Raw genomic sequence first — 21,690 nt, 5'->3', positions numbered from 1 at the left:
CTTTACAATGTGAGCTTAAAAGGTCCTTCAAAGGTGGTTTCAAAAGTATCTAAAACTTCATTTTTTTCATCTAAAACAACGATGGTTAAATTTTGTTTGGACGATTTTATTTCATTTTCAGGGAAAGCGATGCTAATTGAGCCTTTAAGAATTTGGTCGCCTTTTAATGTGATTTTGCTCGGTCCTGATGAAATAATTTCGGCATGATTAGGTTGCGTCACTTTTATGGTAATTACTTTTTTCTCATTGGTTTTATTTAAAAAAGTATAGGTGAAATTATTGATGATTTTTCCGTCTCTCACAAAAAATGTAGATCCCGCAGGTTTTATAAATTTTGCTTCCATAGAACCTCTGTCGTTTAATAAAAATCCTAAAAACCCTATCAATAACGTCAGAAAAATTGTGGTAATGATCATTCTTGAAGTTATTCCAAGTTTTTTTCCGGTTTCAATTTCTGATTCTGTGGCATAACGTACCAATCCGGTTGGTAAACCTACTTTTACCATTACCTCATCACAAGCGTCGATACAGGCAGTGCAGTTGACGCATTCTAGTTGCTGACCGTTTCTGATATCAATTCCCGTTGGACAAACTACGACACATTGTCCACAATCAATACAATCGCCTTTTCCTGAAGATTTTCTGTCTTCTCCGTTTCTCCATTTAGCGCGGTTTTCTCCTCTTTTTTTATCGTAATATACATTGATGGTCTGTTTGTCGATTAACACACCTTGCAGTCTTCCATAAGGACATATCAAGGTGCAAACTTGCTCACGCAACCAAGTGAAAACAAAATAAAAGACCAAGGAAAAAGACAGCATTGCCGTAAAATGTAAAGGATGTTCAACCGGACCTTCCTGAATGATTTTAAAAATATTTTCGTACCCAACAATGTACATAAACATAAAGTGGGAAATAATCACTGACATGATAAAGAATACTGACCATTTTAAAACTCTTTTTCTTATTTTTTCAGAATCCCAGCTTTGTCTGTCGAGTTTCATCTGTTTGTTACGGTCGCCTTCAATCCAATATTCTATTTTTCGGAAAACCATTTCCATAAAAACAGTTTGAGGACACAACCATCCACAAAATATTCTTCCGAAAACCACCGTAAATAGCATCACAAAAATGACAGAGATCACTGCTCCTAAAGCTAAAATAAAAAAATCCTGAAGGTAAAATGACTGACCAAGAATAAAGAATTTTCTATCGATAAGATTGATTAAAAGAAACGGGTTGTTGTTAATTTTTAAAAACGGAATTCCAAAAAATAAAGCTAATAAAACATAACTTGTATAATCTCTGTAATTGGTAAACTTACCTTTTGGCTTTCTTGGGAAAACCCATTTTCGTTTTCCTGTATCATCCATTGTTCCTACAGAATCTCTGAATGCCTCACCATCACTTCCCGGAATTTTTATATTGCCTTGCTGAATGCTCATTTTTTGAATTTTATTGAATTAAAAGGACTTTTTTAGAGAATTTATCAATCATTTCTGAAATAATTTTTAGTCTAAATTTCCCTCATTAAAGATGATACAAAGCTCTTGATTTTAAGATTCAATAAATAATATTAAACACTTATAGAATAGTACAAAAAGGACATTTTGCTAATTATTGTTAAACCAAATAAATGGTTTCGTAAAATTGGCTAAGCTTTTTACAAATCGTAAATTGTAGGCCTTAAATTTATAGAAATGAAAAATATTTTGAATGCGGGTCTTGTTGGTTTGGTTTTGGTATTTCTCAGTTGCAAATCACCAAATTACAATGCAATGCTTGAAAACACCGAACCAAAATTAATATCAAATCAATTTTCATTTACCGAAGGTCCGGCAACAGATAAAACCGGAAATGTTTATTTTACAGATCAGCCCAACGATAAAATTTATTTCTGGGACTGGAAAACCGATAAAGTATCTTTGTTTTTAGACAAAACCGGAAGAGCCAACGGAACGTATTTCGATGAGAATGATAATTTAATTACCTGTTCAGACAACGAAGGTGAAATTTGGAAAATTGGCAAAGACAAATCGATTGAGGTTTTATCAAAAGGTTTTGAAGGGAAAAGATTAAATGGACCCAATGACCTTTGGCTTGATGGTAATGGTGGAATTTATTTCACTGACCCTTTGTATAAAAGAGAGTATTGGCAAAATTTTAAAGTAGAAATTCCAGAGAAAAATCTGTATTACAGAAATAAAGACGGCAAAATTTCAAAACTTGAAACTTTTGTACAGCCCAATGGAATTATCGGAAGTATACAGCTGAAAAAACTTTACGTTTCAGATATTGATGCAGGAAAAACCTATGTTTATGATATTTTAGGCGACGGAAAATTGTCTGAAAAGAAGCTTTTTTGTGAAATGGGATCAGACGGAATGACGCTTGATCAGGATGGAAATCTTTATATTACAGGAGATGGTGTTACTGTTTTTAATACTGAAGGTAAAAAAGTTTATCACATTAAAATTCCTGAAGACTGGACAGGAAATGTAACTTTCGGAGGGGAGAAAAACAATATTCTGTTTATTACCGCTTCAAAATCGGTTTATACTTTGCAGACAAAGACAAAAGGGTTGAAGTAGGTTAAGGTTAAGGTTAAGGTTAAGGTTAAGGTTAAGGTTAAGGTTGATTTTTTTAGTGTCAACCTTAGCCTCAACCTTAGCCTCAACCTCAAATTAATAAGCAACTTCCATTTTCACTTTCTTGCCTTTCAGCTTTTCAGTGCTTAGTTTTTTAAGTAAATCTCTCACTTTGTTTCTCGAAACTGCTACATAAGAAGTTGTATCTTTTACTTCAATCAGACCTAAATCTTCTTTCTGCAATTCTCCTTTTTTCAATAAATATCCTACGATATCTACTTTATTGACCTTATCTTTTTTTCCGGCACTGATATAAATTGTTTGGAATGGCGGGTTTGCAGGAACTTTAGAAAATTCTTTTACAGATTCTTCAGGTGTATCTTTTTTAATGAATGGAAATTTCTCATCTTCGGTCATCACCAGATAAGCAAAACCTTTTGCATTCATTCTTGCGGTACGACCGTTTCTGTGAATGAAAGCATCTTCCGTTGTCGGTAATTGATAATGAACAATCGATTCAACTTCCGGTACGTCTAAACCTCTTGCCGCTAAATCTGTGGTGATTAAAACTCTCGCTGTATCATTTCTGAATTTAAGCAAAGCACGTTCTCTTTCATCCTGTTCCATTCCGCCGTGGAAGGTTTCTCGGGCAATTCCTTTATCTAAAAGCAAATCGGCAATACGGTCAACCGTTTCTCTATGGTTACAGAAGATAAGGGTTCTTTTGTTTCCGATTTTACAAATCAGGTGGAACAAAGTATCCAGTTTTTCCTCAGAAATTGTCATTACTTTTCTTAATTGGATATCAGGTTTATTTTCTCCTAATTTTAAGAAGTCAATTACTTTTTCATCTTTTAAACCGGTAAATTTTGGAATCTCATCCATCGATGTTGCCGAAGTCAGCATTCTTTGATATAGATTGTACATGTTTTCAATAATGTATTCCATATCGTCATGAAAACCGAATTCTAAAGCTTTATCAAACTCATCCAGAACCAGGTTTTTAATTGTTTTTACATCAAGATTTTTATTTCTCATATGATAGGCAACTCTTCCCGGAGTTCCGATCAATATTGCAGGAGCTTCCTTGAGATTGTTTATTTCAATCTTTTTATCGTGACCTCCATAGCAAACAGTTACCTTAAAATCTGTTCCCATCGATTTGAAAACCTGCTCAATCTGTAAAGCTAATTCTCTTGCCGGAACCAAAATTAAAGCTTGAATTCCTGTCGATTCTTTTGATAAACTTCTAAGAACCGGAAACAAAAAAGCAAGTGTTTTTCCTGATCCTGTTGGTGAAAGTAAAACAACATCGGTGTTGTTTTCTGTCGTTTTATATGTTGTTTTCTGCATCTGATTCATATCCTGAATCTGCAGTTTTTTATAAATAGATTCTAATTCCATTTTGCAAAGGTAGGGGATTTTGTTGTAGCTTGCATTTGGTGGCTATCATCTTTTTATTACACTATTGTACTTTTTCAATTTCCCATTCATTAGAATTTTTAGAACTTTTAATTTTATAATATTGAATTGTAACTATTTTGTCTTGATATATTCTATCAACTTTTCTTAGAATAGAAATGTCACCATTGCTGAAATAATTACAGATTGAATCTGCTTTTAATGTTTTCGGATTATAAAAAATCCAGTCACTTACTCTTACTAATTCTCCTTTCTTGTAATTATAAAAAAACGAGCCTTCGCTTTCTTTTCTTCCATCTTCTAAGTAGCATTCTCCATTAAAGAAATTTGGATGCTCAAGTATTTTAGCAATGATTTTCGGTTTTCTATTAGGATAATATTCAATGAGTTTTGTGATAAGACTGTCTTTAAAATGAGTTTCAGTTAGTAATAAATCTGATTCCTTATCAAAGACTTCCATCTTTATTTTTGAATTATTTTTGAAATGTTTTTTAATATAATTCTTACCATTATTTGCACTCATTTCTTCAATTCTATCTGGATTTTTTTTACAACCAATAAAAATGAATATTGAAAATAATAAAAGTAAATTTTTCATTAGAAGTTTTATTAAATTAAAACAAATTTTTGTGTTTCAACAAAAATAAAGAAACTATTTAAAATAAATTTTACAGAAATTTGCATAAACACTCAAACATAAACATGACTCCAGAAAAAACAAAACTCATGACCGATAGTTTCAGCCGTTCTGAAACTTTAAAATTCTACAAAGCTGAATTATTAGAAGTAGAAACTGATTTTGTATCCATCAAAATCCCTAAAATGGAGTTGATGACCAGAAAAGCCGGAATGTTCAACGGAGCGATGATTGCTTCTTTGGTTGATGTTTCTTCAGGATATTCTGCCGTAAGTCATTATGAGGAAGATTGTTATGTAGTAACAGTGGAATTGAAGGTAAATTATTTAAGACCTGCAATAGGAGATGCCTTGGTTTCAAAATCTTATGTAGTAAAAGGAGGTTCCAAAATCAGTGTTATCAGAACTGAAATTTATACAGTTGATGAAAACCGAACTTCGGAAAGTCATGTAGCAACATCTTTGGTTACAATGATGAAAATTAAATAAATTTAAAACAAAGAAAACTTAGTGTTCATCATCGATTGAATATGATTGGAATAAGTTTTGTTTATAAAAACCAATAATATAAAATTAAATACTATGAACTTAATTATTCGACTACTGGTTACAGCTATTGTAGCTTTTTTGTTAACCAAGATTTTACCGGGTGTACATTTTGAAGGTTTTTCAACTGCGATTATTTTTGCCATTGTTTTAGGGCTTTTAAATCTTATCGTAAAACCTATTTTAAGTCTTTTTGGTTTGCCACTTACGATTATTACTTTAGGCTTTTTTGCCTTAGTAATTAATGCTATTATTATCCTTATCGCAGATTATTTTATTGATAGTATGGTTGTAGATGGCTTTTGGTGGGCATTTATTTTCAGTATAGCACTTTCTGTAGTGACTTCGCTTGCTAATTCGATGTTTTCCGACGGAGATTAAATTTATTTAAAATTAAAATATTTATAAATGATAATCAATCAATTGGTTATCATTTTTTTTGTATTTGTAATTATTAATGAAAATTTTAAATCTATTTGATTTAAAATAAGTTAAGTGCCGTACATTAGAATTTGATTGAGAAAAATTGTCTGTGGCTTTATTTTTGTTGTGATTTTAATAAAATATTAACAATCATTAATAATTTATTATGATTGTGTATTTATTAATTAAAAAGTATTATTTTTAAAATATATTTATTAGTAATTTGTTTTTGATTAATTAATAATTTTATTTACACCAAATTTACATGACAAAATATTTACAAACTTTCTTGTTGTTTGTCAGTTGTTGTGCTTATTCCCAAATTCCCATAAGTGTGAAGGTGAAAGACGCTCTGGGAAATGAGAATTTTCATGTAACATGTACAAATGATCTCGATGCTAATGGTTGTATTCCGCTTCATGTAGAATACCCAGAGCTGAAACAAGCTACAACGTACCAACTTACTCAGGGAACGTACGATCCGTCAATTCCACTGAACCAAGGAACGGCGCTGAATGCTAATTTTGATGATTTATTTACGCCAAAAGTAGATTTACCATTTAAATTTTGTTTTTTTAATCAATATTTTGAATCTGTTGTGATCGGTTCAAACGGAATGGTCACTTTTGATTTGAATCAGCAGGGAAATATCAATTATCCCAATGTTCTTTGGCAAAATCCAAATCAGAGTTTACCTAAGAATTCTATTTTTGGAGTGTACCACGATATGGTTTTTTCTGCCTCAGACGCTTCTGAAATTTACTATTCTACAATAGGAACTGCGCCTTACCGCAAATTTGTAATCAGTTATTATGACGGAAGAGTTGCCGGTTGTACCGATCGGTCTTCGTCACAAATTGTTTTGCATGAAACAACAAATATTGTAGAAGTTTTTGTAGATAAAAAACTCACGCCGTGCCCAACCAGAAAGTTTGAAAATGCTTTGATCGGAATTATAAATGATACAGGAACTTTAGGATATTCTCCGGCTTCAAGAAATACCGGAAATTGGCAGGCTTTGCAGGAAGCATGGAGGTTTACTCCTAATGGAAGCACGATTCAGCCAACGGTGACGTGGACTAATTCAGCAGGACAAACTGTAGCTTCAGGAATTCAGGCTACTTTGTGTCCTACGCAGAATGAGGTTTATACCGCCAATGTTGTTTTTAATATTTGTGGAAATAGCAATCTCACGCTGACTGATGATTTTATTCTTGATTTTGATCCATCTTATCCGATTTCAAGAAATTATACCCAAAATTTTTGTGGAAATGCACCAATTCAGCTTAATCTGAATGATTTTAAACCTAATGTAACTTCACAAAATCCGGCGAGTTTTAATTTTACTTTTCATCAGTCTTTAGCTGATGCGCAGAATAATCAGAACAGTATTTCTACGAGTTATCTGCTCAATTCTAATAAGGTTTTATATGTAAGAATTCAAAACCCCAATGTTCCCGGATGTTTCAGAGTAGCGGTTCTTACCTTGAATTTTCTTACCAAAAATCTTTTGACTGATAGCATTTTACTTTGTGATACCAACAATGATGGAATCGAACAGAACTATGATTTAAGTTTCTTAAACAATCTGCTTTTTCCTGCGGGAACATCGGGATTTTCATATTATTTGTCTCAGTCTGATGCTCAAAATAACACAAATGCTGTAACGACGGCAAATATTACAACAAACACGAAAGTTTGGGTAAGATTACAGGATGCGACATGTACTTATGTTCTTGGACCTGTGAATTTCAGTTTCCAACCGGGAGTGAATGCCAATTCACCGATTAATTTTTCGTATACGATGTGTGATATTAATGCAGATGATAATGAACCTTTTGATTTTGCATTAAACATTGGCCCTCTAATTACGACACAACCGGGAGCTGTTTTTACGGTTTATCAGACTTTTGCAGAAGCGTATAATAATTCCGGAACTACAATAGGAACGATTAAAGAAGGGCAGTACACAGTTTACATCAGGGTTCAGATTCCGGGAGGATGTTTTGCAGTGGTTACTGTTAATTTAAATATCATATTTACCAAGATTTTGGTTAATAATAAAAATGAATATATCTGCTTCAATGGTACCGATGATATTACTGTGAATCTTCAGACTCTTTCTGCAAATATGCTTGTTGCACCACCAACAGTACCAATTACAGAATTTTATGACAATTATTTAGCTGCATTAGACGGAGTAAGCCCTATTTCACCCACTCAAACAATTACAGAAAACGGAAACTTTGTAAGCAAAACCTTTTACGTCCGGTTTGAGCAAAGCGAAACGTGTTATACAATTAGAACGATTAATGTACATTTGGTTCATCCGGTGATTGTAAATTCCAATTTTAGTGTTTGTGATTTTAATAATGATAATACAGAAGTTGTTCCGCTTGCTCAATTTTCTAATGCAATTATCGGAAATCAAAATGCAACTACAACTTTCTATCTTACACAAATTGATGCTCAAAATGGTACTAATCCTATAACCAGTGTAAATGTTGTTGGTACAAGACAGGTTTTTGTGAAAATTAATTCTTACAATTGTACTCAGATCTATCCGGTTACCATTAGTTTGGTATCAACTCCGGCTGTGAATGCTGTTGTCAATATTAATCTTACTAATATTTGCGATAACAATAATGATGGGGTAGAACTGTATAATCTTTTGCTGGCTCAGCCTCAAATTTATAGTGGTTCGAATGTCACATTTACTTATTATACCTCATATAATTCTGCGACACACACTTTTTCAGGGCTAATTAATAATCCTGGACAATTTCCTGTTCAGGGAAGTGCAACGGTGTATGTGAAAGTGAAATTTAATAATAATGAATGTTTTTCTGCATCACAATTAAATATTCAGATGACCTTTTTACCGGTAATTGTATTAAAAAATGCGGTTTTAAATACTTGTGACGAAGATTTTAATCTGAATGAAACTTTTCAGCTAAATGATGCCATTTCACAGATGTTTTTACCTTCTCAGAATACATATCCGATTTCTGATATGACGATTACTTATTACAATACTTTAGCAGAAGCTAATGCAGGAGTTCCTTCCACCCAGATCGGGAACAGTATTGTAACAACAGTTTCTACGGTGCAGGTTTGGGCTAGATTTCAATCGAAAACGAACGGTTGTTTTTCAGTTGCGCCGATTGAATTGAATACATATTTTCCTCCAAAAGCAATTAATTCAACCATAACAGTTTGTGATGATAATCTTGATGGAGTTTATGAGGTCAATCTGATGAATTATACCAATCTTTATGTAGATATTCCGAATACAATTAATACTTTCACTTTTTATCTCACCCAAAGTGATGCACAAAACGGAACGAATCCAATTACAAATCCACAAAGCTTTACGGCAAACCCTTTTCCACAGCAGATCTGGGTAAAAGTGATGAATATTCCTGGGTGTGATGATATCTCAACGATTAATTTTATTATTGGAACAAAGGTGGTACTTCAAAATTCAGGGCCATTCCTTTTGAACAATGTCTGCGATACCTTAAATGACGGAATTGAAAATGTAAATCTTACCCAATATGAATCACAGATTTTCACAGGCAGTAATGTTACGTTTACATATTATACATCTTTAGCTGATTTAAATTCAGGAACAAATGCGATTTCGAATCCTGCGAATTATTCTTTTAATCAAAATTTAGGATCAGATATAGTTTATATAAAAGTGAGCGTTCCCGGATTATGTCCTGAGATAGCAACCATTAAAATTTCTCTTAAAAAAGTTCCGTTTTTTGAAATTCCTACCCAATATTTCTGTCCGGATGCTACATTTAGCTATACTTTAGACGTAAAAGACCATACCATTATAAGTTATGTCTGGACAAATCCTGCGGGGCAAATAGTTTCGACTACAGATACTCTCGTTAATGCTGGAATGGTAGGAACCTATACCGTAACGGTGATTTCAGACAATGGATGTTCTTACACAACCACTTTTGAAGCAAAATATTACGATGTTCCGGTTATTCAGAATATGATTGCGAGTGGTAATACCTATACCATAATTGCTATTGGTTCACAGCCGATTCTCTATTCAATTGACGGTATTAATTGGCAGGAAACGAATGTTTTCTATAATCTACCGACAGGAATTACAACATTCTATGTGAAATATGTTGAAGGAAAATGTATTGTAAAACAGGATGGTGTTATTTTAGACATTAAAAATACAATTACACCAAATGGAGATGGCTTTAATGACAAATGGATTGTTAGAAATCTACATGTTTTCGGAAATAAAATGACCAACGTAAAAGTATTTGACCGTTATCAGTATTTAATTTTCGAACAAAACACCAATACCCAGATTATTTGGGACGGAACGATTGCCGGAAGACCAATACCAACTTCAAGTTATTGGTATGTAATCACTCTTCCGGATGGAAGAACATTTACGGGATGGGTTTTAGTGAAGAATAATAATTAATTTTAAAAATAATTAAAACGATAAAACCTCGCTGAATTTCAGTGAGGTTTTTGTTGTATTTAAAATATAAATCATTTTGTTTTCAAGGTATTAAATTCCCCTCCAAAGGAGGGGTGGATCAATTTTCAAAGAAAATTGAGACGAGGTGGTTAAAAAAATACCTCTTTTTCTATATTTCACACAATTAAAAAATATTACTATCTTTTCATAAACACAAAAATGATGAATGAAATTTTAACAGAAATCCATGGAGTTTTCATCCGCAGGAATTTCGTAGAAAATCTTCCTTATAATCCTAATTTAAATAAACTCTTATCAGGAAAACGAAAAGCCAGAATTCTAAGCGAAGTAGTTTTTTGGAAAAAAGTTCGGGCAAAAACATTTCACAATATAGATTTTGACCGTCAAAGAATTATTGGAAACTATATTGTAGATTTTTATGTGAAAAATCTAGGATTAGCCATTGAAATTGATGGTTGGAGCCATAATACCAAAATAATTTATGATGAAGTAAGACAAAAATATCTTGAATCTTTAGGTTTAAAAGTTTTCAGAACTACAGATTTTGATGTGAAAAATAACTTGTCTGTTGTAATGAAAGACCTTGAAGAATTTATTATTGAAAATTTTCGGTTCTAAATTATTCCCCTCCTTTGGAGGGGTGGATTAATTTTCTTCGAAAATTAAGACGGGGTGGTAATATAGCCAAGCAATAATTTTTCTAAAAATATGCTGTTAGAAACCACCCCGTCAAAAATTCTTCCGAATTTTCGCCACCCCTCCAAAGGAGGGTAATTCCCGTCGCTCTACATATTTTCTCATTTGATTTGCACGAGTTTTCTAATTTGAATATCTTTAAAACCACAAAAAAACAATCAACGATCAACAAAAAACCATCAACTATATAATGACTTTCCAAGAACAGATACAACAAGGTATTCCTAATCAATTACCTCAGCCAAAACCATACGAAACGAATATCAACCACGCTCCGAAACGTAAAGAAATTTTAACGGATGAAGAGAAAAAACTCGCTCTGAAAAACGCTTTGCGTTATTTCGAACCAAAGTTTCATTCAGAATTAATTCAAGAATTTAAAAGAGAACTCGATGAGTTCGGAAGAATTTATATGTACCGTTTCCGTCCGGATTATGAGATGAAAGCGAGAGATATTGCTGAATATCCGGGGAAATCTGAACAGGCAAAAGCGATTATGTTGATGATTCAGAATAACTTGGATTATGCTGTAGCACAACATCCACACGAATTGATTACTTACGGTGGAAACGGTGCTGTTTTCTCCAACTGGGCACAGTATCTTTTGACGATGAAATATTTGTCTGAAATGACAGACGAACAAACCTTGACAATGTATTCAGGTCATCCGATGGGATTATTTCCTTCGCACAAAGACGCACCGAGAGTGGTTGTGACCAACGGAATGATGATTCCGAATTACTCTAAACCTGATGATTGGGAAAAATTCAATGCGTTGGGTGTGACGCAATACGGACAAATGACAGCAGGATCTTATATGTACATCGGTCCGCAGGGAATTGTTCATGGAACTACAATTACGGTTTTAAATGCTTTCAGAAAAATAAATAAAGAGCCAAAAGGCGGATTGTTCGTTACTTCTGGTTTAGGCGGAATGTCGGGAGCGCAGCCAAAAGCAGGAAATATTGCAGGTTGTGTTACCGTGATCGCAGAAGTGAATCCGAAGATCACCAAGATTCGTCATGATCAGGGATGGGTGAATGAGATCCATGAAGATCTTGATGAATTAGTTGCGAGAGTGAGAAAAGCGCAGGAAAATCAAGAAGTGGTCTCTCTGACTTATCTTGGAAACATCGTTGAAGTTTGGGAAAAATTTGATAAGGAAAATCTAAGAATTGATATCGGTTCAGATCAGACTTCACTTCATAATCCTTGGGCGGGAGGTTATTACCCTGTTGGACAAAGTTTTGAGGAATCTAATACGATGATGGCTGAAAACCCTGAATTATTCAAAGAAAAAGTTCAGGAAACATTAAGAAGACACGCTGTAGCGATCAATAAACATACAGAAAAAGGAACCTATTTCTTCGATTACGGAAATGCTTTCTTATTGGAAGCTTCAAGAGCCGGAGCCGATGTAATGTCTGAAAATCCTACGTTGGGAAGAGAGTTCAAATATCCAAGTTACGTTCAGGATATTATGGGGCCGATGTGTTTTGATTATGGTTTCGGGCCGTTCCGTTGGGTTTGTACCAGCGGAAAACCGGAAGATCTACAGAAAACAGACGAAATTGCCTGCCAGATTTTAGAGGAAATGATTAAAAATTCTCCAGGCGAAATCCAACAACAGATGAAAGATAATATCCAGTGGATCAAAGGGGCACAGGAAAATAAACTGGTGGTGGGTTCACAGGCGAGAATTTTATACGCCGATGCAGAAGGAAGAATGAAAATTGCAGAAGCCTTCAACAAAGCTATTAAAAACGGAGAGATCGGAGCGGTAGTTTTGGGTAGAGATCATCACGATGTTTCGGGGACAGATTCGCCGTACAGAGAGACTTCCAATATTTATGACGGTTCGAGATTTACGGCAGATATGGCGATTCACAATGTGATTGGCGACAGTTTCCGTGGGGCGACCTGGGTTTCCATCCACAATGGAGGAGGCGTTGGTTGGGGCGAAGTGATCAACGGTGGTTTCGGAATGTTATTGGATGGAAGCGATGATGCAGACAGAAGATTAAAGTCAATGCTTTTCTGGGACGTGAACAACGGAATTTCCCGACGAAGCTGGGCAAGAAATGAAGGGGCTGTTTTCGCGATTAAAAGGGCGATGGAAGTTGAACCGAATCTGAAAGTAACGTTGCCTAATTTTGTAGATGAGAGTCTTTTTTAATTTTAGAATTTGAAAATGAGTTAATTTGAAAATGATAAAGCAATCCGTCACTTCGAGTAGCTTTTGAAAAAAGCGTATCGAGAAGTTATTGTATTGAAAAAGAAAAACCTGCCTCACAGCAGGTTTTTCTTTTTATGATAGCTCGGATCTTTAATCCGTGCTTTATTCTTGCTCACGTACTGCAAATCCGCGAGATCGGGAAAAAATTATCCATACTTTATTCCGATACTTAAAAATAATTCCTACTTTTGGGAGCAATTGATTTTTAACCAAAAATGGTCAACCTATTTTGGGATATGACACAAAAAATAGAAATGAAAATAAAAAAAATAGTATTTAGCATATTAACCGCTATTGTTTTAATTATATCAATATTCCTTTATATGAATAGGGATAAATTTGTCTATGTAGGTTCAGTAGATATTATTGAAGTCGATTGTAGCAAGAAACGTCAAATCCTGAGCGAAGTTTTAGAAAGTGACCAAAGGATTAGAAAATCAAATGAACCCATCAAATATGCTAAAGAAGATCATAGGAATCAAGAATTAGTGATTAGCATTATTGAAAAGTGTGGTATGCCAACATTAAAGGAGGTGGATCAAAGACAAATGGATGCAATCTGGTTGGGACTGCAACATAGTACTAAAGAAATCAGAAAAAAATATTTTCCACACATAGAGAAAGCGGTTGAAAATGGAGACTTATCTAAACAACAATACGCATTGATGAAAGATAGGATGTTAATGGACGAAGGAAACCCCCAAATATATGGTTCACAAATAGAAAATGGTAAATTGTATAAATTAGAAAATCCTGAAACTGTAAACGAAAGAAGAAAAGAAATGGGATTGGAACCAATAGAGGATTATTTAAAGAATTTCAATATTCAGTTCAGTCCGAATTGAGCATCTTGCTCGTACTCACTCAATTTAGTTTATGGCACGAGCTTGAAGCTCGCGGCAGCGAAGTATAACGCAGAAATATTCATTTTCAAAAAACCTTAGAAAGTATGGAAAAACCTGCTGCGAGGCAGGTTTTTATTAATATTTGTTTTGCTTACTGATTGTAATTTATCACCATTGGTTTTTCTTTATTTGAGTTTGTAATAAGCTTGACTATTATATTACTATTCCCGGTAATTAATTTTTTCTGGTCTATCAGTAACTTGAATATGAGCACCTGGAAAATTTGAGAGATCTTTAGTTAAATTTTCATCATTTGTTAAAACTTTTTTTCTATTTGAATTTAAAATTGTGCAAATATGACAATGATCTTCTTCATTCGATAATATTTTTCTTAGAATTTGCTTTGTAAAAAGCTTGTTTTTTATTTCTTTAATCAAATTATTTTCAAATTTAATAACTCTGCCTTGCCTTGTAAGGATTGAAATTAAAACAGGAATTGCGGTAGACTTATGACAATTGTATGAACTCCTCATATATTCCACTAATATCTTTTGATTTACTACTAAATGTGCATAATTAGCTTTTTCTTCAGGATTTATTGATACTTTATTAGTATCGTATTCCAAAATCCATTTTATAAGATTCTTATATTCATCATCAATTGGAGTTACAAAGTTTTTTGCGATGTTATTATCAATAAATATGTCTTTCATTATTTAGCGTTTAAAACAATATTCATAGTATCTAACATATAGGTATCAAAAAAACTGTCTGGAGCATTAATAATTTGACCATCTTTTTTTAACTCTAATTTATAATTTTTTGTCTCAAAATCTTCATTTTCAATATAAATGACTGATATTTCATCCTCTAAAATTCGCTCTTCACAAATAGCAAGTCTTAATCTGTTGATTAAATATTCACTATGAGTTTCAATTATATAATTTTTATTATCATTTTTAATCCTATTAATTATGTAATCAGCAAATTGGGCTTGAACTTTCGGATGGAGATGTATTTCAGGTTGAGCTATAAATAATGTTGAATTTTTTTTAAGCTGTAAATCAGCGACAATTACTGGTAAAAATTGACTTATACCAAATCCAACATCTGTTATTGAAGACCAAATTCCATTTTTTTTAATTTGAACTAAAATTTCGTATCTACCACCTGAAAGTCTTTTTGATTTAATACTATATAATAATCCTAATTCAATAAGAATTTCACATAATTTTTTAAATCTCTCATCCTTTGTTGTTTCCCATGCAATAATTTGATCCTCATAATTTTCTCCAAATTTTCTAACTTTTAAATCAAATTTTGAAGCTTCGTAGTAGGTTCTTTCAGGATATAGTCTAAAAGAACTTATGAAATTTATATTATCGTCATATGATTTGAAATTGTTTGTTATTGATGATACTATATTATCAAGATAATAATTTCCGTCATCCTTAATTAATGTTTTTAGCTCATTTAAATCAGTGAATCTAAAATTTAATTTTTCTTTAACTGATCCATATCTTTTTTTTTCATCTCTATCTTTCCCCTTCTCTTTTTTACCAAATTGCTTAATCATCATTTCGTTTACCAAATTACTTACATTTGACAAAACTTTTGAGAGAATCTCTGGAGAACGAAATTCTTTTTGGGGATCCTTATCTTTAAAATATTCAAAATCTAATGAATATTTTCTAACCTTTTTTATTTTAAGATTATAAAAATCACTTGAAGCCTCCAAATAATAAAGTTCAGGCAAATCTCTTAATTTATCAATTTTCCATTGTGTTAAAACTTTCTCATTAAAATCTTCATTAATCGTAAATTCAATTTCTATTGTTTCATTCGTATTATGATTATTAACTATTTCTGTATAATCTCCCATATTTATATATTTCCCATTTGGAGAAAAATAAAATGGAAATTCCCTAGATTGAATTGATCCTAATATACTATATAGTAATGAGCTCTTACCACTACTATTTGCGCCTGTTAAGAGAGTTACTTTGGCAATATCCAATTCTATTTCTTTATAACATTTAAAGTTTTTTAATTTTATCTTTTTTATTCCCATGTTTTACAAGCTATTGTTTAGCTAAGTTTTAGATTAGATAATAGGTGAAACAAATTATAATTACCAAATATATAAAATACTGTAAATTTTCAATTACTGTTTCTCGTAAAACTATGAAAATCTCAAATTCTTTAAATTTATAGACTCGCTATTGTGGGATTGTTGCTCGTATTAAAGATTAATTTAATGTGTAAACTTGAAGTTTACTTTAGTGAAGTTCACTATGGGAATACTAATTCCAAAGCTGATCCAGTGAATACCTCCCGCATCCGCAGAACCTCAAAAACACCCTTAAAACAAACCTCCTGCATCCGCATTTTGTTTAAAACAACCTTGTTTGTAACCTTCTGCAATTGCAGGAAGTCTCCCACAAGTTGAGGAGAACTTCTTGCAACTGAATTTTATTTCCCACAAAATGTTTTAAACTAAATGCAGAATTATTTATATTTGTTTTAGTTATTTCATGAATAATTAATAATTAAAACACATTTAAAAGATGAAAATTTCATTAGTAAGACTGAGTACTAAAGATCTTGCGACTTTGGCTCAGAGAATTATCAGCAACATTCAGTCAGGAAAATATCCTGTAATTTCCAACCATCCGCTAACCGCAACTTTGCAGACTTCCTACACCGAATACGATATGGTCTACACCAAACAGATCTACAGCGGAAAAGGAAAAGATGTTGCCACAGCAGACCACGAAAGAGATGTAGCTTACACTAATCTGAAAGCCTTTCTGAATGGTTACCGAAAGCTTCAGACGGCACCTAATTATCAGTCGGCGGCAGATCTGTACAGCGTTTTCAAAACTTTCGGTCTGAACCTCGACCGTTTAAGCTATTCTTCACAATCAGCACAAATGAAAAAGCTGATCGAAACGTTAGAAAGCCAGGAAAATCAACAGAAAATAGCTTTTCTTTCCCTGAATCCTGCTTTTATGGAAATGAAAACAAAGCATGAGGATTTTGAAGCTCTATTTGCAGATCAGGCGGAAGCGAATGCCGATCTCCGGCAGATGACCAGCGCATCAGCTATTCGCAAAGATCTTGAGAAAAACCTAAAAACTTACCTCAACCTTTTAACCGCAATGAAAGACGTTCCGGGTTGGGAATTGCTCTACAACGATACGAATGAGCTGGTAAAAGCAGCGAAAAATTCGGATATCAAACCGGAGCCATCTCAAGACAATAAACCATAAATCAAGAACTCAGCAGAATTGCTGAGTTTTTTGTTGGCTGATTAAAAAAGCTTTCAATGTTTATCATTCCAATGAGAACTTAAGTATATCATAAGAAAAATAATATGATTCGTGCTGAGATCCTTTCAGGATGACAAACGGAATAGAAAAAAATGACGACAGACTCAAAGATATTTAATGTTCTTGATATTTATTTCTATAATTTGGAATCATAAATTGATTATATTTGTATCATATAATGAGACAAAAAGTATCTTTTTTATCGATTTAAAATATAAAATTTAGAATCTAAAATTTTAAAAACATGATAGCGGAAATAGAAAAATACATCGAGATTCAAAATAATATTGATGAGATTCTGAAAAATTCTCCTTTCAAAATGTCTTACATTATTGAGAAATCAGGAATTAAGAAACCTACTTTTTTCAAGAAACTAAAAGAAAAAAGATTCACGCCGGAAGAGCTTTTAGTGATTTCAAAAACCATCGAACCTAAACAATGGCGCAACGAAACGAAAGAAGAAATTTTGGAATCTTTGAAACAAACTGAACAAGATTTTAAAAATGGAAAAGGAGTTCCTGGAGAAATTGTTTTGGAGAACATGAAAAAACGTATTGAAAAATATAAAGAAGATGCGTTACGAAATATCTGGAAAAGCGCAACAGGATCTACTAAGTATTGAAGAATATCTTTTGGAAGAATGGGGCATTGATATTTTGGTAGATTTCTTTGAAAAATTTCAAAACGCAATCAATATTTTACTTGACAAAAAAGTGATTTTTCAAAAGTATGAGGATACTCATTTTCATCAATTTCTTTTGACTAAGCACAATACTATTATTTATAATTACAAAAATGATGTTTTGTATATTCACAGAATCCTCCAAAACTTTCAAGATCCTTATGATAATTACGAATCATTAAAATAATAATCAAAACTAAACATGAAAAACCTAGGAATCATCGGCTGTGGCTGGCTCGGAAATCATATTGCAGAACGATTATCTGATCAATATGAAATTTTCGCTACCACGACATCCGAATCTAAAATAGCAGAATTTAAATCAAAAGGATATCATCCAACTTTGGCTGATTTTCCCGATCATTCATCCGAAACAATAACAAAATGGGATGTTTTGCCACAATTAGATGCTGTGATTATTACCGTTCCGTTTTCAGGAATTAGAGGAGCACAGGTTTCTATGAAAGAAAAACAGCAGAATCTTTTGAGATTTCTTGGAGATTACAAAGGTCAATTGTTTTTAATGAGTTCAACGGGTGTTTATCCTCAGATTGACAAAAATTTTACAGAAGATGATCAGCCTGCTGAAGAGGTGGAAAGTGAGAATTTTATCTTACATCAATTTCCAAAAGCTAATATTCTGAGATTAGCCGGATTAATGGGGGATCAGCGACTTTTAAAGAATTATAATATTTCAAATTTAGAAATGCTGGTGAATCATATTCATTATGCAGATATTTGTTTGGTAGTAGAAAAAATGCTGGACAATCATTCTGAATCCAAAGTGTACAATGTAGTTGCCCCGATTCATCCAAACAAAGAAGAGGTAATCAATGCGCAAAAAGATTTGCCTTACTCGGGTGAAAGAACAGATATCGGAAGAACGATTTCCCCAAACAAATTAATTGAAGAATTAAATTTTGAGTTTCAATATCCTGATCCGAGGTATTTTCATTTGTAGGGTTGTTTTGTAATTAATTCTTTACTATCTTTTAAACATAAAAAATACAGTATGAAATTAAATATTCCAAACCCTTGTTTCGAAAACTGGGATGAAATGACTTCCAGTGATAAAGGAAAATTCTGCCAAGTCTGCAGTAAAACTGTACGAGATTTTACCAATAGCTCAGACGAAGAACTTTATGAAGAAGTAAAGTCTAACTCCAACATTTGCGGAAATTTTAGAACTCATCAGTTAAATAGAAATATCGCATTATCCGTTTTAGGGAAAATAGCTTTAGGATTAATTACCACAGTAGGAATCTCGAATACAGCTGAAGCCCAAGAAATAAAAACGGACGAAGAGTTTAAACAAATTGATTTGAAAAAGGGCTTTTATGGATTTAGAAAGGTTAATGATACTATTGGAGTATCTCATTGGTTAGGAATGCCTTCAAAAGAAGATATTGAATCTACACAGCCAAGAATTTTTTTAGATGGATTTAGAATTTCTGAAGACAAAATGAAAAAACTAAATACAGAAAACATTGCATCAATCAATATTTTAGACGAAAAATCAGCAACAACTATTTATGGTGAAAAAGCAAAGTACGGGGCAATTGTCATTACTTCAAAAAAGAAACTAAAAAATAAAAAGTCTAAATAATTTTAAATAGAAAGCAAAGATTAATTCCTCTAATCAACCTTCTTGTGTATTCTAAATTTAAACAGTTAGGTTTCCTTTCATTTTTTATTCTGATGGCATTTTACAGTCTTCAGGATATTCAATTGATTTATCCTGATTATTTTCCGAAACCGATTTATGATTTTAAGAAAAATCCGCTAAAACAGTCTACTGTTGAGTTGGGAAGAAAGCTCTTTTATGATCCTGTTTTATCAAGAGATCATACAATTTCATGTTCTTCGTGCCATTTGTCGAACCAAGCTTTTTCGCATGCCGGAAATCATTTAAGCAAAGGAATTGAAGACGGAATCGGAGACCGAAATTCTCCTGCAATTTTTAATTTGGCTTGGCAAAAAACATTTATGTGGGATGGTTCGGTTGTGAATATCGATGTTCAGGCTTTAGCGCCGATTAATCATCCAAAAGAAATGGGAGAGGATATTAATGCTGTTGTAAGAAAATTGAATCAATCAAAAGAATACAAAATCCTTTTCTACAAAAGTTTTGGTGACAGTTTAGCGACCTCTGAACGACTTATGAAAGCACTTTCACAGTTTCAGTTAACGATTGTTTCTGCTAATGCGAAATATGATAAAGTAAAACAGGGAAAAGCAAAATTTACTCAATCGGAAAATAAAGGCTACCAATTATTTAAACAAAATTGTAGTTCTTGTCATACAGAACCTTTGTTTTCAACCTATGAATTTGCCAATAATGGACTTTCTTATAATTTCGAACTAAAAGATTACGGGAAATGGAACAAAACTTTTGAGCCTGCAGATAAAATGATGTTTAAAATTCCAAGTTTGAGAAATCTTGCCTACACTAATCCTTATATGCATGACGGTAGATTTAAAACATTAAATGAAGTTTTGGATCATTATGAAAATGGAATTGTTAAAAGCCCAACTTTAGCGAGACAATTAGAAAAACCGATTGTTTTTAATTCGAAAGAAAAGGAAGATTTGCTGGCTTTTTTAGGAGCTTTAAATGATTCTGTTTTGGTTTCTAATGCGGAGTTTCAGAAGAAATAATTTTTATTGATTAAAATGAAAGATAATAACCCTATCAAGCACATTCATCTCTTTAAAAATTATACTGCTCAATATGATAAGAAAGATTTCGTTTTATTTTCGGAAACCCGCCAGGAAATCGGAAAAATTGTAGATGAATCTCATTTTTTCAGAATCCGTCATTGTATAGAATATTAATCGCGCACTTATGATATTAAAAATGTAGGCTTTCTGAAGAATGACATAGAATTGAGTCTTTCTAAAAGAGTTATTTACTTTACAGATCTTGCAAAAGACAGAATCATTAAGTCAGGGCAAGATGTCAGAATATATTACTTTAAATTAGCTAAAACCAATCAACTTTTTGAAAAAGGAAAATTACTCATAGAAATTCAGGAAGTAAACCATAAATCAAAAGAGACTGTTTTTTACATCGAAGCAGACGAATCAGTTGAAGATTTACTCATCTTACTTTTCCTGCATTATTCAACAAAAGAGTTCAACAGTATTGGTGGTGACGGAGATTAGCAACAAAAACCTGCAATAGCATAGGTTTTAAAATTATTTATTCATTAAAATATTTTCCACAGATTCCAGAATTTCTTTTTCTATATCGTCTTCGTGAAGATTTTCAAGAGTATAGTTTCGTTCTTTTAAAGCGGCAGTTCCTGTTCCGTTTTGGAAAATATTATCCTGATGTACAACGATTCTTTTTAGATTTTTATCGGCAACAAACATAATATGCGGAAACTTATCATTCGCATAAAAATTAGAATCTACATTTCTTGAAATCTGAAGCTTAATATTGGTCTGCGCATTAATTCCTAATCCATTTTTAATTTCTTCGTTAAATGAAACCTTACAGCCAAATCCGTTTTGCCTCAACATTCTTCTGAATTCCTGCATTTTTGGATCGATGAAGTTTTTGCATAAAGTTTTAAAACCTTCAATAAATAAATCATCTTCGCTTTTTTTCTTCTCAAGACTTTCTTTCAGCTTTTGTTCTTCCGTTTTTAGGTTTGAGAACAGAGCATTCAGCTTATTTACATTTTCTTCTTTCATTTAAATTGTATTTTCAATGTGCTTTATTTTTCAAAGATAAAAAAATGTAAAAACTAAGAGGCTGTTTAAATTTGATATTTATTTTTAACATTAAGAAAT

Annotated in this window: 21 protein-coding genes; 15 read left to right on the top strand and 6 right to left on the bottom strand. The window is 32.6% G+C overall.

The genetic code is table 11. From position 1 onward, the window contains the following. Positions 1-2: 2 nt before the first annotated feature. The gene (gene ccoG, locus OEW74_RS16580; protein WP_265429534.1) at positions 3-1,445 is read right to left on the bottom strand and encodes a cytochrome c oxidase accessory protein CcoG; all 1,443 of its coding nucleotides are present in this window, start codon (positions 1,443-1,445) and stop codon (positions 3-5) included. 255 nt (positions 1,446-1,700) lie between these two features. On the opposite strand from ccoG, the gene OEW74_RS16575 reads away from it, so the two are divergent. Continuing rightward, the gene (locus OEW74_RS16575) at positions 1,701-2,591 is read left to right on the top strand and encodes an SMP-30/gluconolactonase/LRE family protein (RefSeq protein ID WP_265429533.1); all 891 of its coding nucleotides are present in this window, start codon (positions 1,701-1,703) and stop codon (positions 2,589-2,591) included. A 93-nt stretch (positions 2,592-2,684) separates the two neighbouring features. Here OEW74_RS16575 and OEW74_RS16570 read toward each other — a convergent pair whose 3' ends face one another. Both OEW74_RS16570 and OEW74_RS16565 read right to left on the bottom strand, forming a co-directional pair. Then, a complete protein-coding gene (locus OEW74_RS16570) occupies positions 2,685-3,992 on the bottom strand; it encodes a DEAD/DEAH box helicase (protein ID WP_265429532.1) in 1,308 nt (435 codons plus the stop codon). A gap of 61 nt (positions 3,993-4,053) precedes the next feature. Beyond that, entirely contained in the window at positions 4,054-4,608 is a 555-nt protein-coding gene (locus OEW74_RS16565) for a hypothetical protein (protein WP_265429531.1), read from the bottom strand. 104 nt (positions 4,609-4,712) lie between these two features. Here OEW74_RS16565 and OEW74_RS16560 point away from each other — a divergent pair, with 104 nt between their 5' ends. The 6 genes from OEW74_RS16560 (at position 4,713) to OEW74_RS16535 (ending at position 13,878) form a co-directional block, all read left to right on the top strand. Continuing rightward, entirely contained in the window at positions 4,713-5,135 is a 423-nt protein-coding gene (locus OEW74_RS16560; protein ID WP_265429530.1) for a PaaI family thioesterase, read from the top strand. Between the two features lie 93 nt (positions 5,136-5,228). Then, positions 5,229-5,573 carry a phage holin family protein gene (locus tag OEW74_RS16555; RefSeq protein ID WP_265429529.1) on the top strand — a complete coding sequence of 115 codons (345 nt, stop codon included), beginning with the start codon at positions 5,229-5,231 and terminating at the stop codon, positions 5,571-5,573. Between the two features lie 307 nt (positions 5,574-5,880). Continuing rightward, on the top strand, positions 5,881-10,080 hold the full coding sequence (locus OEW74_RS16550) for a T9SS type B sorting domain-containing protein (protein ID WP_265429528.1): 4,200 nt from the start codon (positions 5,881-5,883) through the stop codon (positions 10,078-10,080). A gap of 222 nt (positions 10,081-10,302) precedes the next feature. Beyond that, entirely contained in the window at positions 10,303-10,719 is a 417-nt protein-coding gene (locus OEW74_RS16545; RefSeq protein WP_265429527.1) for an endonuclease domain-containing protein, read from the top strand. Positions 10,720-10,987: 268 nt separating this feature from the next. Continuing rightward, positions 10,988-12,973 carry a urocanate hydratase gene (locus tag OEW74_RS16540; RefSeq protein WP_265429526.1) on the top strand — a complete coding sequence of 662 codons (1,986 nt, stop codon included), beginning with the start codon at positions 10,988-10,990 and terminating at the stop codon, positions 12,971-12,973. Positions 12,974-13,287: 314 nt separating this feature from the next. Then, positions 13,288-13,878: a DUF6624 domain-containing protein gene (locus tag OEW74_RS16535; protein ID WP_265429525.1), complete on the top strand. Its 591-nt coding sequence runs from the start codon at positions 13,288-13,290 to the stop codon at positions 13,876-13,878. 221 nt (positions 13,879-14,099) lie between these two features. Here OEW74_RS16535 and OEW74_RS16530 read toward each other — a convergent pair whose 3' ends face one another. Together OEW74_RS16530 and OEW74_RS16525 are read right to left on the bottom strand one after the other, a co-directional pair. Continuing rightward, positions 14,100-14,591 carry a hypothetical protein gene (locus tag OEW74_RS16530; protein WP_265429524.1) on the bottom strand — a complete coding sequence of 164 codons (492 nt, stop codon included), beginning with the start codon at positions 14,589-14,591 and terminating at the stop codon, positions 14,100-14,102. Next, complete coding sequence (locus tag OEW74_RS16525) at positions 14,591-15,949, bottom strand: DUF3696 domain-containing protein (RefSeq protein ID WP_265429523.1); 1,359 nt, start codon at positions 15,947-15,949, stop codon at positions 14,591-14,593. Before OEW74_RS16525 ends, OEW74_RS16530 begins: the two co-directional genes overlap by 1 nt. A 496-nt stretch (positions 15,950-16,445) precedes the next feature. On the opposite strand from OEW74_RS16525, the gene OEW74_RS16520 reads away from it, so the two are divergent. The 8 genes from OEW74_RS16520 (at position 16,446) to OEW74_RS16485 (ending at position 21,057) form a co-directional block, all read left to right on the top strand. Further along, a complete protein-coding gene (locus OEW74_RS16520) occupies positions 16,446-17,150 on the top strand; it encodes a DUF6261 family protein (protein WP_265429522.1) in 705 nt (234 codons plus the stop codon). Positions 17,151-17,454: 304 nt separating this feature from the next. Further along, a complete protein-coding gene (locus tag OEW74_RS16515) occupies positions 17,455-17,832 on the top strand; it encodes a hypothetical protein (protein ID WP_265429521.1) in 378 nt (125 codons plus the stop codon). Next, the gene (locus tag OEW74_RS16510; protein WP_265429520.1) at positions 17,783-18,079 is read left to right on the top strand and encodes a type II toxin-antitoxin system RelE/ParE family toxin; all 297 of its coding nucleotides are present in this window, start codon (positions 17,783-17,785) and stop codon (positions 18,077-18,079) included. The genes OEW74_RS16515 and OEW74_RS16510 overlap by 50 nt, the downstream gene beginning before the upstream one ends. 15 nt (positions 18,080-18,094) lie before the next feature. Next, positions 18,095-18,853, top strand: a complete 759-nt coding sequence (locus OEW74_RS16505; RefSeq protein ID WP_265429519.1) for a hypothetical protein — start codon at positions 18,095-18,097, stop codon at positions 18,851-18,853. 51 nt (positions 18,854-18,904) lie between these two features. Then, positions 18,905-19,498: a hypothetical protein gene (locus tag OEW74_RS16500; RefSeq protein ID WP_265429518.1), complete on the top strand. Its 594-nt coding sequence runs from the start codon at positions 18,905-18,907 to the stop codon at positions 19,496-19,498. A gap of 44 nt (positions 19,499-19,542) precedes the next feature. Beyond that, positions 19,543-20,550: a cytochrome-c peroxidase gene (locus OEW74_RS16495; RefSeq protein WP_265429517.1), complete on the top strand. Its 1,008-nt coding sequence runs from the start codon at positions 19,543-19,545 to the stop codon at positions 20,548-20,550. A 15-nt stretch (positions 20,551-20,565) separates the two neighbouring features. Next, a complete protein-coding gene (locus tag OEW74_RS16490; protein ID WP_265429516.1) occupies positions 20,566-20,727 on the top strand; it encodes a hypothetical protein in 162 nt (53 codons plus the stop codon). 51 nt (positions 20,728-20,778) lie between these two features. After that, complete coding sequence (locus OEW74_RS16485; RefSeq protein ID WP_265429515.1) at positions 20,779-21,057, top strand: hypothetical protein; 279 nt, start codon at positions 20,779-20,781, stop codon at positions 21,055-21,057. Positions 21,058-21,090: 33 nt separating this feature from the next. Here OEW74_RS16485 and OEW74_RS16480 read toward each other — a convergent pair whose 3' ends face one another. After that, positions 21,091-21,591 carry a hypothetical protein gene (locus tag OEW74_RS16480; RefSeq protein ID WP_265429514.1) on the bottom strand — a complete coding sequence of 167 codons (501 nt, stop codon included), beginning with the start codon at positions 21,589-21,591 and terminating at the stop codon, positions 21,091-21,093. Positions 21,592-21,690 lie beyond the last annotated feature (99 nt).

It is taken from the genome of Chryseobacterium sp. YIM B08800 (assembly GCF_026163565.1).
GTDB lineage: Bacteria > Bacteroidota > Bacteroidia > Flavobacteriales > Weeksellaceae > Chryseobacterium.
The sequence above is the reverse complement of the archived record's forward strand: the minus strand, read 5'-3'. Positions and strand labels throughout refer to the sequence as shown.

What these genes read in the sequence shown, in the direction of transcription:
- OEW74_RS16510 (WP_265429520.1), top strand. Translation starts at nt 17,783, where the DNA reads ATGCGTTACGAAATATCTGGAAAAGCGCAACAGGATCTACTAAGTATT.
- OEW74_RS16520 (WP_265429522.1), top strand. Translation starts at nt 16,446, where the DNA reads ATGAAAATTTCATTAGTAAGACTGAGTACTAAAGATCTTGCGACTTTG.
- OEW74_RS16570 (WP_265429532.1), bottom strand. Translation starts at nt 3,992, where the DNA reads ATGGAATTAGAATCTATTTATAAAAAACTGCAGATTCAGGATATGAAT.
- OEW74_RS16500 (WP_265429518.1), top strand. Translation starts at nt 18,905, where the DNA reads ATGAAATTAAATATTCCAAACCCTTGTTTCGAAAACTGGGATGAAATG.
- OEW74_RS16545 (WP_265429527.1), top strand. Translation starts at nt 10,303, where the DNA reads ATGAATGAAATTTTAACAGAAATCCATGGAGTTTTCATCCGCAGGAAT.
- OEW74_RS16490 (WP_265429516.1), top strand. Translation starts at nt 20,566, where the DNA reads ATGAAAGATAATAACCCTATCAAGCACATTCATCTCTTTAAAAATTAT.
- ccoG (WP_265429534.1), bottom strand. Translation starts at nt 1,445, where the DNA reads ATGAGCATTCAGCAAGGCAATATAAAAATTCCGGGAAGTGATGGTGAG.
- OEW74_RS16550 (WP_265429528.1), top strand. Translation starts at nt 5,881, where the DNA reads ATGACAAAATATTTACAAACTTTCTTGTTGTTTGTCAGTTGTTGTGCT.
- OEW74_RS16505 (WP_265429519.1), top strand. Translation starts at nt 18,095, where the DNA reads ATGAAAAACCTAGGAATCATCGGCTGTGGCTGGCTCGGAAATCATATT.
- OEW74_RS16515 (WP_265429521.1), top strand. Translation starts at nt 17,455, where the DNA reads ATGATAGCGGAAATAGAAAAATACATCGAGATTCAAAATAATATTGAT.
- OEW74_RS16530 (WP_265429524.1), bottom strand. Translation starts at nt 14,591, where the DNA reads ATGAAAGACATATTTATTGATAATAACATCGCAAAAAACTTTGTAACT.
- OEW74_RS16540 (WP_265429526.1), top strand. Translation starts at nt 10,988, where the DNA reads ATGACTTTCCAAGAACAGATACAACAAGGTATTCCTAATCAATTACCT.
- OEW74_RS16555 (WP_265429529.1), top strand. Translation starts at nt 5,229, where the DNA reads ATGAACTTAATTATTCGACTACTGGTTACAGCTATTGTAGCTTTTTTG.
- OEW74_RS16565 (WP_265429531.1), bottom strand. Translation starts at nt 4,608, where the DNA reads ATGAAAAATTTACTTTTATTATTTTCAATATTCATTTTTATTGGTTGT.
- OEW74_RS16525 (WP_265429523.1), bottom strand. Translation starts at nt 15,949, where the DNA reads ATGGGAATAAAAAAGATAAAATTAAAAAACTTTAAATGTTATAAAGAA.
- OEW74_RS16560 (WP_265429530.1), top strand. Translation starts at nt 4,713, where the DNA reads ATGACTCCAGAAAAAACAAAACTCATGACCGATAGTTTCAGCCGTTCT.
- OEW74_RS16535 (WP_265429525.1), top strand. Translation starts at nt 13,288, where the DNA reads ATGAAAATAAAAAAAATAGTATTTAGCATATTAACCGCTATTGTTTTA.
- OEW74_RS16480 (WP_265429514.1), bottom strand. Translation starts at nt 21,591, where the DNA reads ATGAAAGAAGAAAATGTAAATAAGCTGAATGCTCTGTTCTCAAACCTA.
- OEW74_RS16575 (WP_265429533.1), top strand. Translation starts at nt 1,701, where the DNA reads ATGAAAAATATTTTGAATGCGGGTCTTGTTGGTTTGGTTTTGGTATTT.